This window comes from Cognataquiflexum aquatile (genome assembly GCF_003316845.1).
GTDB lineage: Bacteria > Bacteroidota > Bacteroidia > Cytophagales > Cyclobacteriaceae > Cognataquiflexum > Cognataquiflexum aquatile.
Genome location: NZ_QMIK01000002.1, coordinates 258,542 through 277,283 on the forward strand (window position 1 = coordinate 258,542; position 18,742 = coordinate 277,283).

Annotated in this window: 14 protein-coding genes; all 14 read right to left on the reverse strand. The window is 41.0% G+C overall.

Features of this window, described 5'->3' with window-relative positions:
• Positions 1-396 precede the first annotated feature (396 nt).
• The 14 genes from DQW11_RS07575 to mnmG all read right to left on the reverse strand — a co-directional run bounded on the left by DQW11_RS07575 (position 397) and on the right by mnmG (position 18,726).
• Positions 397-1,299, reverse strand: coding sequence for an NAD-dependent epimerase/dehydratase family protein (locus DQW11_RS07575; RefSeq protein WP_113923712.1), 903 nt, complete (start codon positions 1,297-1,299; stop codon positions 397-399).
• 216 nt (positions 1,300-1,515) lie between these two features.
• The gene (locus DQW11_RS07580; protein WP_113923452.1) at positions 1,516-2,049 is read right to left on the reverse strand and encodes a dihydrofolate reductase family protein; all 534 of its coding nucleotides are present in this window, start codon (positions 2,047-2,049) and stop codon (positions 1,516-1,518) included.
• 79 nt (positions 2,050-2,128) lie between these two features.
• Positions 2,129-3,091 carry a S41 family peptidase gene (locus DQW11_RS07585; protein WP_113923453.1) on the reverse strand — a complete coding sequence of 321 codons (963 nt, stop codon included), beginning with the start codon at positions 3,089-3,091 and terminating at the stop codon, positions 2,129-2,131.
• Between the two features lie 397 nt (positions 3,092-3,488).
• Positions 3,489-4,370 (reverse strand): bestrophin family protein, encoded by an 882-nt coding sequence (locus DQW11_RS07590; RefSeq protein WP_113923454.1) that lies wholly within the window; start codon positions 4,368-4,370, stop codon positions 3,489-3,491.
• Positions 4,371-4,920: 550 nt separating this feature from the next.
• Positions 4,921-6,720 carry an acyl-CoA dehydrogenase family protein gene (locus DQW11_RS07600; RefSeq protein WP_113923456.1) on the reverse strand — a complete coding sequence of 600 codons (1,800 nt, stop codon included), beginning with the start codon at positions 6,718-6,720 and terminating at the stop codon, positions 4,921-4,923.
• A gap of 67 nt (positions 6,721-6,787) precedes the next feature.
• Entirely contained in the window at positions 6,788-7,141 is a 354-nt protein-coding gene (locus tag DQW11_RS07605) for a four helix bundle protein (protein ID WP_113923457.1), read from the reverse strand.
• Between the two features lie 78 nt (positions 7,142-7,219).
• Positions 7,220-8,395, reverse strand: a complete 1,176-nt coding sequence (locus DQW11_RS07610) for a thiolase family protein (protein ID WP_113923458.1) — start codon at positions 8,393-8,395, stop codon at positions 7,220-7,222.
• Between the two features lie 116 nt (positions 8,396-8,511).
• Positions 8,512-8,883, reverse strand: coding sequence for a four helix bundle protein (locus DQW11_RS07615; RefSeq protein ID WP_113923459.1), 372 nt, complete (start codon positions 8,881-8,883; stop codon positions 8,512-8,514).
• A 59-nt stretch (positions 8,884-8,942) separates the two neighbouring features.
• Entirely contained in the window at positions 8,943-11,348 is a 2,406-nt protein-coding gene (locus tag DQW11_RS07620) for a 3-hydroxyacyl-CoA dehydrogenase/enoyl-CoA hydratase family protein (RefSeq protein WP_113923460.1), read from the reverse strand.
• 14 nt (positions 11,349-11,362) lie between these two features.
• A complete protein-coding gene (locus DQW11_RS07625) occupies positions 11,363-11,839 on the reverse strand; it encodes a MarR family winged helix-turn-helix transcriptional regulator (RefSeq protein ID WP_113923461.1) in 477 nt (158 codons plus the stop codon).
• A 211-nt stretch (positions 11,840-12,050) separates the two neighbouring features.
• Positions 12,051-13,808, reverse strand: coding sequence for an AMP-dependent synthetase/ligase (locus DQW11_RS07630; protein ID WP_113923462.1), 1,758 nt, complete (start codon positions 13,806-13,808; stop codon positions 12,051-12,053).
• Between the two features lie 471 nt (positions 13,809-14,279).
• Positions 14,280-15,965 (reverse strand): Ig-like domain-containing protein, encoded by a 1,686-nt coding sequence (locus DQW11_RS07635; protein WP_113923463.1) that lies wholly within the window; start codon positions 15,963-15,965, stop codon positions 14,280-14,282.
• The gene (locus tag DQW11_RS07640; protein WP_113923464.1) at positions 15,962-16,861 is read right to left on the reverse strand and encodes a class I SAM-dependent methyltransferase; all 900 of its coding nucleotides are present in this window, start codon (positions 16,859-16,861) and stop codon (positions 15,962-15,964) included. The genes DQW11_RS07635 and DQW11_RS07640 overlap by 4 nt, the downstream gene beginning before the upstream one ends.
• The gene (mnmG, locus tag DQW11_RS07645; RefSeq protein ID WP_113923465.1) at positions 16,861-18,726 is read right to left on the reverse strand and encodes a tRNA uridine-5-carboxymethylaminomethyl(34) synthesis enzyme MnmG; all 1,866 of its coding nucleotides are present in this window, start codon (positions 18,724-18,726) and stop codon (positions 16,861-16,863) included. Before mnmG ends, DQW11_RS07640 begins: the two co-directional genes overlap by 1 nt.
• Between the last annotated feature and the right edge of the window lie 16 nt (positions 18,727-18,742).

Genomic DNA, 18,742 nt, shown 5'->3' on the forward strand with positions numbered 1-18,742 from the left:
AAGATGTTCTTAGGGCTTAAGGAAATCGATCTCTAATTTTTAAAGCTACTTTTTTTCTTGGCAAAAAAAGTAGCCAAAAAAGTCAAGACGGCAGAATCCTATCCGCACACAAGGCCAGTGCCGGCCCGGTCCGCCGTCATTCCTCCCCACCTCGAACAAATGAGGTTCAGTTTAAGATAGGAAATTTTGGAATTACCCGGGTACGTGCAACAATGCGGATACACATAAAAATTAAAGTCAAGATATGCTTAAAAATAATTGGTGCGGGGTTTTTGATGGGAAACCTGATCCATTTCAAATTACCGGATCAAGAAAATACCTTATTTTTTCATCCGTTGTTATCATACTTTTTCAAAGGAATTAGACAGCAAATATTGGTTTGTTTCTTGTAGCAAATTATTGCCCTTCCACATATTTCCGCCAGTTGTGTTCTTCTTTAAAACCCAGAACTTCGCGGATTTTACGGTTAGAAAATAAAGCCTCATGTTCGCCCAATTCACGGGTAAGGGGAACGCCTGGAAAAAACCTTTCTGCCAATTCTTTGCTGGGGATAATCGCTCCGTTATGGTCATTTCCGGCATTGAAAACCTGAAATCCCAAGTCATCTTTTTGCAGACACAGGTCCACAATCTGTCCCAAATCCCGCGCATCAATATAGCAAAAGGCATTTCTGCGTCGGACTTCGGGGTTTTTGAAATAGTGGGGAAAAAGTTCTGCGTATTCGTGGGGCTCAATCACATTTCCGATGCGAAGGGCATATATGTCAAACCCTGACCTGCGCTGAAAACTGCGTGCCGTATGTTCATTCACCACCTTTGACAAGCCATAGCTGTCCATGGGATCGACATCATAGTCTTCCTCTAAGGGCAGTGATTTGGGATCGGTCGGCCCATCCGAAAAACAGATTCCATAGGTCGTCTCCGAGGAAGCAATGATAATCTTCTTGATACCCAACTTGACAGCCGCTTCGATCACATTGTAGGTGCCGATGGTATTGACCCTGAAAGTCTCATTGTCAGGCTTGATCAAAATCCTGGGTACCGCAGCAAAATGCACGACTGCATCAAACTTTGGGATGCCATTCCCCGGTTCCAACTCATCCAACGCGGCATAGGAACTCATGGCATTGAACATCTGTCCGGAGTCAGTGATGTCCGCTGTCAGGTTATCCACCCCGGGATATTTCAAAGGCGTCAAGTCCACATTCATGACCCGATATCCTTGCTCGAGTAAGTAAGGGATGACATGCTTTCCAGCCTTTCCTGATCCACCGGTAAAGAATATTCGTTTTTTGGTCATGGGTTTTTTAGGTTTGATGGTCAATGATTGTTTTAACTGCAGTTTTTTTGGAGACTTGGAGGGTTTCTTGAAGGAAAGGTAACGGTTTGGCGCTTGGCAAAGAAGCGGATTTCGAAGTACTAAACTGTCTGCCAGCACTGAACTTGATACGAAGCACAAATTTTCATTTAACCACTGTCCCCGTTTTTTGCCAAACGCCTGTTATGGGGAGTGGTTCTATTTTTTGTCATAGGTCAAGTTTACAACTCCCGTTTCAAATCTTTCAACATTTGCTAAAGTCCAGGTTGTTTCTTTTGGAATTTCTGGAAACAAAGGAATACCTTCTCCAATTGTAGTTGGAATCAGCGTTAAAATCATTGTATCCAATAGGTCGTTGTCAAGGAATGATGCAATAAGTTGTCCACCGCCAATGAGCCAAATATCTTTTTCATTTTTTTTCTTCAAGTCATTTACAAAGTTTGCTAAGTTGGTCGCAACAATAAATGTGTCAGGCGTGGTTGATTTGAATTCTTTGTCAGTTGTCACCACGTAAGAGTTCATGCCTAGGTATGGCCAATCCACTCCAAAACCTAAAATTTCATTATATGTATTCTTCCCCATAATCGTTGTTCCTATACTTTTCAAAAAGTCAGCATATCCGTGGTCAATTTGGTTCGGATTTGCAAGTGCAAAAAGCCAATCTAAACCCCCGTCTTTCCTTGCAATTTTACCGTCAAGTGTTGTCGCTATGTAAAGGGTTATCTTGCTCATTTTTTGTTTTATAAATTTCTATTCCTTTCAAACTGTCTGTCTTTTCATTATTGCCCTTACCGTGTCAGCTGCAGGCAATCTATCTGTTTTCATCAATCCATTTATATGCTCTCGAAAGAATTTCGGTGTTATCTGACTCATAAATGTAAGGTTGAACAGGTTTACCATTTCCTTTCATATTTCTATTTTTAAAAACAGAGGAAGTAACACAAATCATAGTACTGTCAGGCATAAAGAAACCAGCAATACCAGTTGGAACGCCATTGGTAGGTGTGCCTAGTAGTATTGTGTTGGGGTTGTCTAAAAAACAAAGTGTTAGTAGCTCACCAGCACTGCCTGTCTCATTTCCAATCAGAACAACAATAGAGGGCTTTTCATTAAAAATAACTACAGAATCAATTAGCTCTATTTGCTTTGTCAGAATACTTTTCTGATTTAGTTTAGCATACGAATATTCATTCTCTATTTTCCCGTCTCTATTAACTTCATAAGCCAAAATCCCTTCCCCTAACAATGGTCCAAGTCCAGCTATCATTGGATATTCCCAACCGCCTGTGTTATTTCTCAAGTCAACTATCCAGCCAATTGGTTTTTTATTATGCAAATGCAATAATAAGCGCTGTAAGCTATCCGCATAATTATCTGAAGATGTTGAATCAACTCCTTTAAAACCATCAAGAGTCAGCAGTGCGTATTTCCCATCAATCATTTCCCCTTGAAATGGGTATTTGTGAGGTTGAGCTTTCCCAGTTTCCAAATTTTTATATTGGTCTTTAGTCAGGATGTAACTGTGGATATCAACTTCATCAATGGCATAATTCAATAGTTCAATCACCACCTCTCTTTTAGTAGAGTCATTAATTTGCGTCAGAATGTTGCTTTTTAATGAGTCAAAATTGTAAGTGTTTTTATGAATAGAGTAAAACTCAATACTATCTAAAGCAATTTCAACATATTCTGCATTCGAAATATCTCTTTGTTTGTTAGGTCTACAAGCAAACATTAAGGTTAATAAACTTGTCAAAAAGATAATGTTCTTCATTTTCAAAATGTTGCTACAGAGGTTCTCTTATGCTTACAGCTTACGGTTTTCTTCACGCAATCATTGCGCTATGTATGCTATATGGAACACAAAGCGCAACTGTTGCGGATATATTTCAATTACCTAAAATAAAACTAACATCCTAAATATCCAATTTCGGGTTTTAGCTTTTATAGTGACTGATCTGACTTTCCTTTATCCCAAAATATACCATCCTCCCACCTCTCATTAAGGATACTCCGTGTCTGAGGTATAGATACTCCGTGTTCTAGCGACAGATACTCCGCCTCTAAGCTATTCCATACCTATATTCGGGATATCATATAGGGATGCCTTTGGCACAGGATCCTTATTGGCTTTGTATCGCCTCTCGGCTCTCGCTTCTTGTTTCCATACCTTACCCCAAAATCTCCCCCACATTCCCTTTGATATTCTCGGCGATCTTGGACATTGGCAGGTCGTTGCTGTCTATACCAAATGGGTCTTCAATTTCCTCAGCGATGAGCTCGAGACTTGCCAAGACATAGAACATGAAAGTGGTCACCGGAATGGTGAAGTATCCCATCGACAGCGCCAAGCCAAAGGGCAGCGTCGCCACATAGATAAAGATAAATTTCTTGATAAAAGCGCTGTAGCTAAATGGAATCGGGGTATTCTTGATCCGCTCACAGGCACCGCAGATGTCGGTAAAGGAACTGATTTCTCCATTGAGGACAATAAGTTGGTCCCCGCTGATCACTTTATTCCTATATAAGTTGTGGATTTTGAAAATCATGCTTTCGGCCACTTTATTGGGTACATGTACTTTGTGACCAAAGTCGGGCAGCTCGGGATGGGGATTTTCATCAAGTTGGAGCATGGTACTGTCTTTTTGGAGATGCCTGCGAAGTGCCAAAGCATACAGCGGAATCACTTGCTTAAAAAATGTCCTGGAGCCATGGTCTTCTACCGGCAAAAAAACCTGGAGTTTGATGGCGAGATTCCGGCTGTTGTTCACGAGACTTCCCCAAAGTTTCCGTCCTTCCCACCACCTGTCGTACGCTGTGTTGGTCCTGAAGACTAGCAGCATCGATATCGCAAAACCCAAAAGGGTATGCATAATGGTGATGTTTCGGGCATCGCTGTTTTCGGACAACTTCAGGTAATTGACCTCTAAGTAAAAGATCCCCCAAGAGTACAAGGCGATAAAAATCAAAGTCGGGATAAGCGGCCGTAAAGTGTCGGCTTTGGGTATCTTGAAAATGGCAAGCAGCCAGTCTTTGGAATTGTAGTAAAACATGTTGCAGAGAAAAAAGGAATCCTGCGAATATAATGGAAAAGGTACAGAAAGGATGAAGGTTGAGGGATGAAGGTTGAGGGATGAAGGTTGAGGGATGAAGGTTGAGGGATGAAGGTTGAGTTAAAAAGTGAAAGGTGAATGGTGAGAGATGGGGAAGTTGGAAGTTTGAAATCGGAGATCATTAGGAGATCAAGTAGCTGACTTTCCAGAAACTGGGGCTTTGCGGCTTTGCGAGATAAAAAGTATTTTTCCTTTGCGCTTTAGCGGCTTTGCGAGATATTAATAAAGCTTCTGAAAAAGCAGGGTAGCAAAAACAAAAAAGCCCCCATTGCTGGAGGCCTTCTTTGCGTTTTAGCGACCTTTGCGTGAGATTAAAAGTATTTTTCCTTTGCGCATTAGCGTCTTTGCGTGGGATAATAAGTTAATCTGCTTCTGCAGAAGCGGAATAGCAACAAAAAAGCCCCCATTTCTGGAGGCTTTCTTTGCGTCATTGCGTCTTTGCGTGAGATTATACCTCCGTGACTTAGTGCCTTTGTGGGCCTCTAAATTTTTAAGAAAAAGGATATTTCCCCTTCTCAATCATATAATCCGCAACCTGCCTTCTCAACTCTTTGGTATTGACGAGGTCGGCTTTGGTATACCGCTTCAATCCCATCAACATCACTTTCTGCTCGTCACCTTTGGTAAATGCCGCAATAGCTTCTTTGGCTGCTGTCTGGATTTTTTCCACAGCCTCAAAAAGATATACCTGCGTCATCGCAATCTGCGGCTGACAGGCTTCTTCACCTCTCATGCCCACGAGTTTTTCTGTTCTCAGGATGACAGACTCCGCAGCATAGATTTCAATCATCAGGTCAGCAAGGTTCATCATGACTTCCTGCTCGGACTCCATTTTGTCTGCCAAAGCCATGGCTGCTTTTCCGCCGACCATCAGAAATACTTTTTTGAGTTTCTTGATGGTTTCTTTTTCTGCAGCAAAAAGCTCTGAAGTATCTACCGTCTCGAAGCTCGGCACAGAAGTCAATTCCGCCGAAACAGCCATTGCCGGTTCGAAGAGGTTGATTTCACCTTTCATCGCCCTCTTGAGCAACATGCCCACCATCAGCATTCGGTTGATTTCGTTGGTTCCTTCGTAAATCCTGGAGATACGGGCATCCCTATAAGCACGCTCCATCGGTGCATCTGCGGAATATCCCATGCCACCATAGACCTGCACACCCTGATCGACAACATAGTCGAGTACTTCCGAACCGTGAACTTTCGCTATTGCCGCTTCAATGGCAAATTCCTCCAAGGCTTTCAATTTAGCCTGTGCATCCGGCATGCCTTCGGCAGCAAGGGCATCCATCCTGTCTTCAATATCCTGACCGGCACGGTAGCAAAGTGACTCGCAGGCATAAGTTCTGACGGCCATTTCTGCCAATTTTTGCTTGATAGCACCAAAGGAATTGATCGAAACTCCAAACTGCTTGCGCTCTCCGGCATACTTCACCGACATCGAAGCCACAGATCTACAGCCACCCAAAACGCCTGCACCGAGTTTGATCCTTCCAATATTAAGGATGTTCACTGCGATTTTGAAACCGTTCTGTCTGTCGGAAAGCATGTTTTCCACAGGTACTTTGCAGTCGTTGAAGAATACCTGACGGGTGGAAGAACCTTTGATACCCATCTTCTTCTCTTCTTCATTCATGGTAATGCCACCAAATCCTTTTTCCACAATAAATGCGGTTAGGTTTTTATCGTTTTCGATTTTGGCAAAGACGATGAACAGGTCTGCAAATCCCGCATTGGAGATCCACATTTTTTGTCCGTTGATGAGGTAGTGTTTGCCATCTTCGGTCAAAGTAGCTTTGGTCTTTCCGCTGTTGGCATCCGAACCGGCATCCGGCTCTGTGAGACAATAGCAAGCTGCCCATTCACCAGTGGCCAACTTGGGTAGGTATTTGGATTTTTGATCCTCAGTACCATAATACAAAATCGGAAGTGTACCGATGCCTGTATGTGCGCCGTAAGTGGTGGAAAAAGATCCAGCTCCACCGATGATGTCAGCGATGAGCATAGAAGAGTTAAAACTCATGCCCATGCCGCCAAATTCCTCGGGGACAGCGATCCCCAAGAGACCGAGGTCTCCGGCTTTTTTGAAGATGGAGGGAACGAGTTCAGGATGCTTCATGCTGTCGATTTCCTCACTGCGTGGATGGATTTCGGTATCGATAAAATCCTGACAGGCCTGAGCCATCATTTTTTGTTCTTCAGTAAATTCTTCAAAAATGAAGATGTCCTTCGCTTCGGTTTCCTTGACAAGGAATTCACCGCCGTTGATTGAGGTTTTTGTTATTGTGCTCATAATTGTAGACATAAGACACAAGACGCTAGACATAAGATAAACTAGACTACCGCTTATGTTTGGTTATTTATTTTTCAAATTTTATGATGAGTGAATAAAGCATTTTTTGAATTTCTGTCACTTCTAAAGAGATTTCTTCTAATTGGTCTGCGCCAATATATTCCAATTCGAAACCTATGTAGAGTTGGGTTTCCAATTCGCAAATAGAACCATGGGATATTCCGAGAAAATTGACAAACTCACCGTTTGTTCTTCTTCCTGCTCCTTCAGCAATATTGGATGGAACTGATACAGCGCATCTTCTGATCTGTGATGTCAATCCAAACCTTTCATCAGAAGGAAATTTTTGAGACAATTTATAGACTTTGACAGCTAGATTGATTGATCTTTTCCAGACATTCAATTCTTTATAATTATGCATATCGTTAAGATTTAAGTTTTTAAAATCTTGTGTCTTGAGTCTTATGTCTTTTGTCTTTCTTACACTTGACTTCAAACATTACCGCAATAACTCAAACACCCCCGCAACTCCCTGACCGCCGCCGACGCAGGCTGTGACAAGCCCGTACTTTTTGTTTTGTCTGCGGAGTTCGTGAAAAAGCTGCACGGAAAGTTTGGCTCCGGTACATCCTAGCGGGTGGCCGAGTGCGACTGCACCTCCATTGACATTGACTTTGCTGATGTCCATATCAAGCGATTTGATCACTGCCAAACCCTGTGCAGCAAAAGCCTCATTCAATTCGATCAGGTCAATTTTATCCAGGGTCAATCCGGCTTGTTTCAGGGCTTTTGGCACAGCTTCTTTTGGACCGATGCCCATGATCCTAGGATCCACGCCTGCTACAGCGTAAGACATCATCCTTGCGATCGGTTCTAGGTTAAGTTCCTTAACCATACGCTCAGACATCACGACCACGAATGCGGCCCCGTCAGAGGTTTGGGAGGAATTTCCTGCTGTCACCTGTCCGTTCATTTTGAAGGCCGGCTTGAGGTTAGCAAGGACTTCAGAAGTCGTTCCTGCCCTTGGCCCTTCGTCTGTGTCAACGATGGTTTTTCTGATTTTCCTTTTCCCTTTTTCATCGAGATAAGTTTCTTCCACTTCTACCGGGACGATCTGCTCTTTGAATTTGCCGGCGGCGATGGCTGCCAAAGCTTTGGTATGGGAATTTGCAGAAAATTCATCTGCCTGTTCACGGGTGATTTCATAATCCTTGGCGAGTTCTTCAGCTGTCAAACCCATGCTCAGGTAATATTCCGGAGTCTGGGAGGCGATTTTCCAGTTGAGGACAGTCTTATATCCCATCATCGGGAGCATGGACATGGACTCTGTGCCACCTGCAATAATGCAATCGGCCATTCCTGCTTTGATTTTTCCTACTGCAAGCGCGATGGCCTCCAATCCCGAACCGCAGTATCTGTTGATGATAAAACCCGGGTTGTCGATACCGAGTGCCAAAAGGGAAATCATCCTTCCCATCTGCATGCCCTGTTCGGCTTCCGGGATGGCATTGCCCACAATCAGGTCATCGACCATTTTGTTTTCCAATCCGGGCGTGTTGGCCACAAGGTGCTTGATGACATCTGAGGCCAAATCGTCAGGCCGGTAGAATCTGAAGCCGCCTTTTTTGGCTTTTCCTACCGCCGATCTGTATCCGTTTACTATATATGCTTCCATGTTTCTTTCTAGATTGAGGTTTATTATTAATTTGATGTTTGTTCAGGTATTTAAGTTAAGATGCGAGAACCGAGATGCGAGAGATTAGACTCCGGGCAAATGATGATTGGAGGTCTTTAATAAGGATTTGATTCTACTGTAGATTTGAAACCAATAATCATTTTTTGAATCTCATCGATATCGGAATCTAAATCTTTGAAAGCATCATTATTTAAAATCCCAACTCTGTTGGCGATAATCGCTTGCGTCTCCAGTTCGAAACTTTCACCAAGGCTAATATCTAAAGAATTTGAAAAGGACTTAGAGGTGTTTTTTGCTGTACCCTCTGCAATATTTGAAGGGACAGAAACACTCGATCTTCTCATTTGTGAAGTGATTCCGAACTTTTCTTCAGAAGGAAATGATTGGCTTATTTCATAAACCTTAACTGCCAAATCCACTGATTTTTGCCAAACTTTCAGATTTTTAAAATTGTGCTTCAACTTCATCTTTTCTTAAATTAGGTTTTTGATTTTTATCTCGCCTCTCGTTTCTCGCTTCTCGTCTCTCAGTTTCTCAGCGGTTTACCTTTAAACAAGATGCTGTGTATCCTTTCCAGGGTTTTTTTCTCCCCTGTCAAGCTCAAGAATGCTTCGCGCTCAAGATCGAGTAAGTACTGTTCGCTGACTTCGGTCGCGGATGACAGATCGCCTCCTGACATGACCCAACCCAATTTCCTTGCGATTTTGGCATCATGTTGGGAAATGTAATTGCCGTAGACCATACCGGTGATACCCGCTTCGAAAAGTGCCAGGGAGGTTTTTCCCAGGACCTTGATATTGGTTTGCTGCACAGGTTGGATGTATCCGGCTTCATATAAAGCCAAAACTTTAGCCTTGGCATCGGCGAGCTGACGCTTGCGGTTGATGGTGATCGCATCCTTCACCTGCAGGTATCCCAATCCTCTTGCCTCAGCAGCCGAAGTGGATACTTTGGCAGTGGCGATATTCATGAAATATTCCTGTAGCCTGTTGAGCTCCACATCACCTGCTTTGGATTCATTGGAAAAACGCAAAGTCATCTCTTTGGTACCTCCGCCCGCAGGAATCAATCCCACTCCAAATTCCACCAAACCCATATACAATTCTGCATGGGCTTGTACGGCATCTGCATGAAGCGAAAGTTCACAACCTCCTCCAAGGGCCATATTATGGGGTGCAACAACTACCGGAACGGAAGAATACCGTGCACGCATCATGGTGTTTTGAAATCCGGCAATCATCAAGTTGATTTCGTCAAACTCCTGATCTCCGGCAAACATGAACAACATGGCAAGGTTAGCTCCTGCGGAGAAGTTACCTCCTTCATTTCCGATGACAAGGCCTTTATATGATTTTTCGGCCATATTGATTGCGGTATTGATTCCCTCGATCACTTCCTGACCGATAGAGTTCATCTTGGTATGAAATTCCAAACCGATGACATCATCCCCCAAATCATAGACGGTCGTACCGGCATTGCCCCAAAGTTTTTTGTTGGCTGCCTTGAGTGTGTCAAGGATGATAAAATCTTCCACGCCAGGTATTGGCAAATAGGATTTAGAAGGAATGTCGTAGTATCTACGCTGTCCGCCTTCCACTTTATAGAAAGATGCATGTCCTGCAGCAAGCATTTCATGAACCCAAGCAGCGGCTTTTTCTCCTGCAGCTTCCATCTTCTCTACCGTATCTTTGACGCCAAGGATGTCCCATGTCTCGAAAGGACCCAATTCCCAACCAAATCCTGCTGAAACAGCTTGGTCAATTCTGTATAGTTCGTCGGAGATTTCAGGGATCCGGTGGGAGCAATATTTGAAGAGATCATAAAAAGATGCCCTATAAAATTCACCCGCCCGGTCATCGAAGTTCACCAAGAATTTGATTCTCTTCTTCAGGTCATCGATTTCCTTTGAAGCCTCCAAGGCTTTGAATTTTGGTTTTTCAGTGTCTTTGTATTCAAAAGTCTTCAGATCAAGTTCTTTCAGTTCTTTGGTCCCGTCCTTGTGGCGGATCATTTTGAAATATCCCTGACCGGTTTTGTCTCCCAACCATTTGTTGTCATAAAGTACTTTGACAATATTTGGGAGAAGAAATTTGTCTCTTGATTCATCGTGGGTCAATGTCTTGTAAAGGTTATTGGAGACATTGACAGTGGTATCCAAACCGACCACATCCATGGTCCTGAAGGTCGCTGATTTTGCCCGACCGATGATTGGTCCTGTAAGTTTGTCTACCTCAGATACACTAAGACCCATTTTCTCAATAGCATGCATCCCTGAAATGATGGCATAAACCCCGATCCTGTTGGCGATGAATGCGGGAGTGTCTTTACAAAAAACAGTTTCTTTGCCTAAAAACCTATCCCCAAAATCCATGAGGAAGTCGATGACTTCGGGATTTGTCTTTGGACCGGGAATAATTTCGAGTAACCTGAGGTATCTTGGTGGGTTGAAAAAGTGGGTTCCGGCAAAGTTGACCTGAAAGTCTTCTGACCTGCCTTCACTCATCAAGTGCATCGGAATACCCGAAGTATTGGAAGTGATCAAAGTTCCAGGTTTCCTGTGTTTCTCTACTTTCTCAAAAAGTGATTGCTTGATGTCCAACCTTTCGACGACGACTTCCATTACCCAATCGTAATCTTTGATTTTTGGCAAATCATCATCAAAATTTCCTGTGGTAATCCTCGCGATCGAAGTAGCGTCATACAATGATGCAGGCTTTGCCTTTAAGGTATTGTCAAGCGCTGTATTCACAATCCGGTTCCTGACGGATTTATCACTAACGGTCAGGCCCTTTTTCTTTTCATCCTCATTAGGCTCGTTGGGGACAATATCAAGAAGCAAAACCTGCACGCCAATATTGGCAAAATGGCAGGCAATCCTTGACCCCATCACTCCTGAACCTAAAATGGCTACTTTCTTAATGGTTCTTTTCATAAAATGTGTTGGTTTTAAATTTCATACAACTGACTGTTGTACTCATTGGGGTTTATAGTTTCTGTTTGTAAATTATCTATCACATGGTTGATCTTTTGGAAAACGGCAAAAAAGGTCTCCAATTCTTCGCTACTGACCACTTCTCTTACCTGCTCGTTGAATTCCATGATCGTCTGTACGGAGATTTCCTTTTTCCTCTTTCCTTCCGGGGTCAGAAAAATCCTCACCGATCTCTTGTCAATGGGATCGGGTTTTTTGTAAATCAGCCCTTTCTCTTCCATACTCTTTAGCATGCGGGTAAGGCTTCGGGCCTCCAACCCCATTAGCGGGGCGATTTTGGTAGCAGGTGTTCCTTCCTTTGAGTTGATATTGATCAATACAAATCCGATGGCGGTCGTGAAATCTTCCTGAGCTGCTTTTTGATTGTACATCCTGGAAATCGCATGCCAGGCACTCTTGATATGATAGTCAACTGTCTCTTCGCGCTTCATAGGTGTATTTTAGTACGCCTAATGTAATAAAAATATTGTATGCATGCATACTAAATTGAAAAAAAGTTATGCATGCATAAGAAATTAAGTTTAGGGTTTGGGTAAATAAAAAAAACTATATTCTGAATATTTACAGAATATAGTTTTTAATTATGGTTTGGACGGTAAAATTGAGATTATCCCAAAATAAGATTCTTATTTGAATTTATTGTTAAGCGTATAGGGATTCGATTTCTTTGGCAAATTTTTGGTGGATAATTTTCCTTTTCAGTTTCATTGTCGGAGTTAATTCACCTGATTCCACTGTCCACTGTTGGGTCAGAATCTTGAATCTTTTGACCTGCTCCCATTTGCCAAAGTACTTGTTGAGATTATCAATTTCCTTTTGGAACTTATCAAGTATCTCGGGCTTTTGGAGCATTTCGGCATCTGTGGTATAAGGAATGTCTTTATGTCGGCACCAATCCTGTAACCCCATGATACTTGGTACGATCAAAGCCGCCGGGTAATTTTTATTTTCTCCAACTACCAAAACCTGTTCGATCAAAGAAGATTCTTTGAACTTGTTTTCCATAGGCTGTGGTGCTATGTATTTGCCACCAGAAGTCTTGAACATCTCTTTTTTACGGTCAGTAATTTTGAGATAATGACCTTCATGAAGCTCTCCAATATCTCCTGTGTGGAACCATCCGTCAGGTTCCAATACCTCAGCTGTCAAGTCAGGCTGTTTATAATAGCCTTGCATCACATTGGGGCCTTTTACCAAAATTTCTCCATCAGCAGCAATTTTGACTTCAACGTCCCGGACTATCTTCCCTACCATGCCAATCCGAATATCCTGAAGGTTACAAATTGAAGCAGAAACGACCGGGGAAGTTTCGGTAAGTCCATATCCTTCGTTGACAGGAATACCGGCACTCCAAAACACCCTTGCCAATCTTGGTTGCAGGGCAGATGCACCGGAATTGATTTGCATCACATTGCCTCCCAAAGCTTCACGCCATTTACTGAATATGATCTTATTCGCAAGTTTTAATTGGAAATTATACCATGAACCTTGGTTTTTATTAGGTTCATATTTTAGCCCAAGATTCAAAGCCCAAAAGAAAAGAGATTTCTTTACGCCTGTAAGTTCATAACCTTTGGAAACGATTTTGTCATAGACTTTTTCCAGAAGCCTTGGAACAGTGTTGAAAATATGCGGCTGTACTTCTTTGAGGTTTTCACCGATTGCTTCCATGCTTTCTGCATAGTAAATGGATACTCCCATAAACATAAAGCAAAATGAACCTGTGCGTTCATAAATATGGCAAAGCGGGAGAAAGCTTAATGCTTTGGCTTCTCCTCTGGGGATAATCATCCGATCTTCAATGGCATAAAGGTTACTGATGACATTGGAGTGTGTCAGCATGACTCCTTTTGGTCTTCCGGTTGTGCCGGATGTATAAATAATTGTAAAAAGGTCGCTATACTTCACTGCTTCCTTCATGGCATCAAGATCCGCCAGGTTTCCACCTTCGCCTCTTGCCATAAAATCTTCCCAATTTTCGCAACCCTTAATTTTATCAAAAGACACAATTTGGATATCCATATCTTTGGATCCTTCGACTGCTTTTTCAAAGATTTCCTGACTGCCTACAAAAACCTTCTTGACATCCGCATGATGAAAAATGTAATTGTAATCATCAGCAGATATGGTCGGGTACATGGGAACAGAAACAGCACCGATTTGCTGTAATGCTAGATCGATAAAATTCCACTCTGGTCTATTGTCAGAAATAATGGCGACTTTGTCGTCTTTCGCAATTCCAGTCTTCAGAAACGCCAGACTGAGGTTATCTACAATTTTTTTTAAATCCCTGCTTGAATAAGTTTTCCAAGAACCATTGACTTTTTGCGCTAAGGCAACCGGCTTGTCATATGTTGCAATTTGGAAATTGATCAGGTCGAAGAGTCTGTTGATTTGCATGATTATATTGGGTTAGGAAGGTTGTTGAAATTAGATAAAACCTTTCAGTAAACCAAAAAACAGATGTTTATCTATTTTCCACAGCTTTATATATTTAATATATTATTTAATTAAATAAAACTACTGTTGTTATTAAGGTGTGGATTTGTGGATAATCTTTCTGCTTTAAGTAATCAACATATTGAATTCTAGTTGTCATATTGTTCTCCACTTTTAATCCACACAGATTTATTTATTAAATGCTTGGATTTCAGTGATATTTTTTAAAAAGTATGTTTAATGTGGGAAAATGAAAAAACATAAATGTGGGTTGGTTGCTGTGTTCGTATTTGTGAATAACTGTGGATGGTTCAGTACTTATCCTTTTACTTCTTTTTATTTCTGGCTGAAGGTATCTTGCCTATGGATAAGTGTAATGTTATACTCATGTTATGAGAAGTTATGCACAGATAATAATCCTGTTATCTACATTTATTGAGGCAATTTTTCTTGTTTTTTCGTTGGTGTAGGCTGTTTATTTGCTTCTATCGTGACTTCTAAAGACCAACCTCCGCGTATTATAGTGTCTCTAGGGTTTTCATTTTCACTGTTTTCTAGGTAATATATTGGTTCGGCTTGTCTGTTTTGGACCATATTAGAAGTGTCCCATGACCCGTTTTGATTGATGTCTAAGATTGCTCTTATGGTATAGGTACCTGGTTCTATGTTTTGAAAAACCGCAGTATTTGATTTGGTAAGGTATTGTTCAGCGATGATTTCCTCTTTTTTGTCTTGGATCTGGACTATAATCGGAAGAATGTCTGTGTTGACTATAACTTTTATTTCTTCTGCTAATGTTTCTTTATCCAGTCTTTTGAATGAAGTTTCAATTTTCTTTTCGTTGTATTCGCCTTCAATGTCTTTAAATGTAGAATCCATCGCCTGAAAATTATATATTTCCTTCTTCAGGGAATCCGGTACCGTTATGTTTAAGCTCAATAAAGTTCTGTCTGCACTGTCTTTGAATGAGAGCATTTCCGGTTTTATAAAAATGAATGATGCACTATCATATTCGATAAACAATGAATCGTAATTAACTTCAGACAAAGGTTTGTTGAATTTGATCTCTGCCTGAATAGTGGAAATAAAGTTTTTTCGACCGTTCAGTGTTGGTTCAAGTTTCTCATTTTTTCTTTCTGAGTTTTCAAATTTGCTATATATTAAAGTATCTAATTTGAATCCTACAGAGTCTGTTAAGGCTATTTTTACGGGGATGCTGTCATTTCTTAAGGTAGTGTGGTATAGTCTGATGGTCTTTTCATTTTGTCTGTAAAAAAGGGTCTTATTCAAGTCCTCGTGTTCTACCTTTACTTTTACAGGAAATTTACTGATGACGATGTCATAGCTTGTGCCTGATACTCCTGTTCTGTTTATCTTGAATTCTGAAAGATCGGCTTTAGAAAGGAAAAATTGAGCATCTGTGATGTTTCCGGAGATTTCGATGGAATCAGATAAAAAACCATATGCCTCCTGTTTTTCTTCTGCTTTGAGCGAATTGTTTTGGTCATGCCAGGCGTAAGCTTTGTAAGTACCTGCTTTGATGTTGTTGAGCTTGAAGTTCCCTGTTGAATCTGTTTGACCGATGTAATAGGGTGATCCGGTCAAGACATCTGTTGTGTCTTCTGTGGTATATAATCCCACGAGAACATCTGTTATATTTTTATCCCGTTGTGGTAGTATAAAAGAAACTTTTCCTGAAACTGTCAAACTATCTATTTTTGGGCCTGTTGAAAACACCAGTTGGAGGTTTTCAGGTATATTGTTTTCAGTGATGTCCTTGATTGATTTTTGGAAGTTGAAGACATAGGTTGTGCTGTCCTCCAGGTCTTGGTTTAGTTTGATGGTAACCCGGTTTTTGTTTGTAGTTACCTCCATTTCATCTTTATTGATCCTTGGAGTAATGATAATTTGTTTGTTGGGTGTTTCGGTTTTGATGTATTCATCAAACTCCAACTCAATTGTTGTAGGCTTTACATTAAGTGATTCATTGGAAGGATTAATGGATAATAGTTTTGGTGGTTCTTCATCTTTTGGTCCACCTAACGGCGAGCTTTGTTTTGCACACGATATAAGTAGGATAATTATAATGAGTCCAAATATTTGATTAATATATTTCATTTCTTCTTTAAAATAAACAATATACTTGAATAGTTATTATGGTTTTTCTTTGCCCATGTATTTGATTTATAGCCATTTATGAAAGCCCGTATCATTTTTATAATTCTATTTGATTTTGGATTTAAATAATTTTCGGACAAAAGAGAGACATAATAGCTGTCATATTTCATTGGTTGGATTCCGATAATTTTGAGATCAAATTCTTCAGCAAATGACTGTATAGTTTCTTGGTTGAAGTGATAAAGATGCCTCGGGACATCAAATGCTGCCCAATGTGTCCCATAGATTTTTGCATCATAAGAGTTGTTGTTGGGAACAGCAATGAATATTGTTCCATTATCCTGTAAAAGTTCAACAATTTTTTTGCCTGTTTTCCTCAGATTGTGGACGTGTTCCAGGACATGATATAGACTTATTGCATCAAATTTTTTATTCTTTTTGAAGTCACCAATGTTTTCTGATATTTTCAATTTTTTTGTTGAAGCGATTTTCCTTGCGGTCTCATTTGGTTCGATTCCATATGTTTTCCAACCGTTTTGTTTGGCTGCTGAAAGAAAATATCCTGTACCACATCCAATATCAAGCAATGATCCCTTTTTTTCTGTGTATTGGTTCAACCAAGAAACCTTTGATTTTATAGTCAGATTTCTAACCCATTTGTATAGGATATTGATAATGTTTGTGGACTTATTTTGATGGGAAATGTAATCTTCCGATTGGTAGTACTTTCCGATGTGTTTATCATCCGGCCTTGGATTGGTAAAGATCAGATTGCATGAAGTGCATTTGCACAAAAGGAATTTTTCTTGGCTTACTGAGAAGTCTGTAACTTCTTGGTGATTAAGAAAAAGCCCGCTGTTACATAGCGGGCATTTGTTTAATCTTTCTTGTGACATTATCTTCCCAAATAAACGGTGAGGATGGATAAATCTGCAGGGGTGACTCCACTTATTCGGGAGGCTTGACCCATAGTTTCAGGCTTTATCTTGTTTAGTTTCTGCTTTCCTTCTGCAGAAAGTGCAGTAATGGCCAAATAATCAAAATGCACAGGAATCCTGTAATTTTCCATGTTATTCATTTTTTCAACCATCTGTTGTTCTTTGTCAATATAGCTGTCGTATTTGATTTGGATTTCTGCTTGTTCGAGGACCACTTTGCTATATTTGGACAGGTATAGTTTGATATCAGCGTCCAGATTCATTACCTCAGCCAAGCCAATCTGTGGTCTTTTCAAAAGTTTTTCTACTGTTATCTTTTCTTTGATGGTAGCGGTGTCAAAGCCTTCAAGGCCTTCGTTTACCAAGTCTGGAGACAATTTCTTCTGTTTTAAATCATTGATCAATTTTGCTGTATCAGATTTCTTGTCCAACATCTTTTCCAGTCTTCTGTCATCAGCTAATCCCATTTCATGACCCATTTGTGTAAGTCTAAGGTCAGCGTTGTCTTGTCTTAGCAATAGCCTAAATTCCGCCCTTGATGTGAACATCCTGTATGGTTCTTCGGTCCCTTTGTTGATCAAATCATCTATCAAAACGCCAATATAGGCGTCGGATCTTTTTAAGAGAAACGGATCTTGTTCCTGAACTTTTCTTGAAGCATTAATTCCCGCCATTAAACCTTGGGATGCTGCTTCTTCATAACCTGTAGTCCCGTTGATTTGTCCGGCAAAGAATAGGTTTTCAATCAAATGAGTTTCTAAACTTAATTTTAATTGTGTAGGTGGAAAGAAATCGTATTCTATGGCATAACCAGGTCTAAACATTTTGGCGTTTTCGAAACCGGGTATTTTTCTCATCGCTTCATATTGGACATCCTCCGGTAGGGATGTAGAAAAGCCATTGATGTACATTTCGACTGTTTTCCAACCTTCCGGTTCTACGAAGATTTGGTGCCTGTCACGTTCAGAAAAGCGGTTGATTTTATCTTCTATGGAAGGACAATATCTAGGCCCCAATCCTTGAATTCTGCCATTGAACATGGGTGACCGGTCAAATCCTTTCTCTAAGGAGTTGTGCACTTCTTTATTTGTGTAGGTAATCCAACAGTTCCTTTGTTCTTTTAATGTTGTGGTTTCGTCGGAATAGGAGAATTTTTCAGGATTTTCATCTCCATGTTGGACTTCCATTTTGGTATAATCCAAAGACCTGCCATCCACCCTTGGTGGGGTACCGGTTTTCATTCTTCCGGCTTCGAAACCCAACTTGACAAGTTGTTCTGTGATTCCTTTTGCTGCAGATTCACCTGTTCTCCCGCCACCGAATTGTTTTTCCCCTATATGGATGATTCCGTTTAGAAATGTTCCGTTGGTGAGAACAACTGATTTTGATTGAATTTCTACACCTATTCCTGTTTTTACGCCAACAGCCCTATTGTCTTTTATCAGTAATCCGCTGATCATTTCTTGCCAAAAATCCACATTGGGAGTCTGTTCTAGCGCTAGTCTCCACTCTTCTGCAAATTTCATCCTGTCATTTTGTGACCTTGGAGACCACATAGCCGGACCTTTTGACCTGTTCAACATTCTGAATTGGATCATAGATTTGTCGGATATTATTCCGGACATACCTCCTAAGGCGTCGATTTCTCTAACTATCTGTCCCTTGGCTACGCCGCCCATAGCCGGGTTGCACGACATTTGTGCAATGGTATTCATGTTCATCGTACAGAGGAGTACTTTTGAACCCATTTTTGCTGCTGCATGTGCGGCTTCACAGCCGGCATGTCCCGCCCCTACTACAATTACATCATATACTGGAAACATATCTCATAATTTTAAA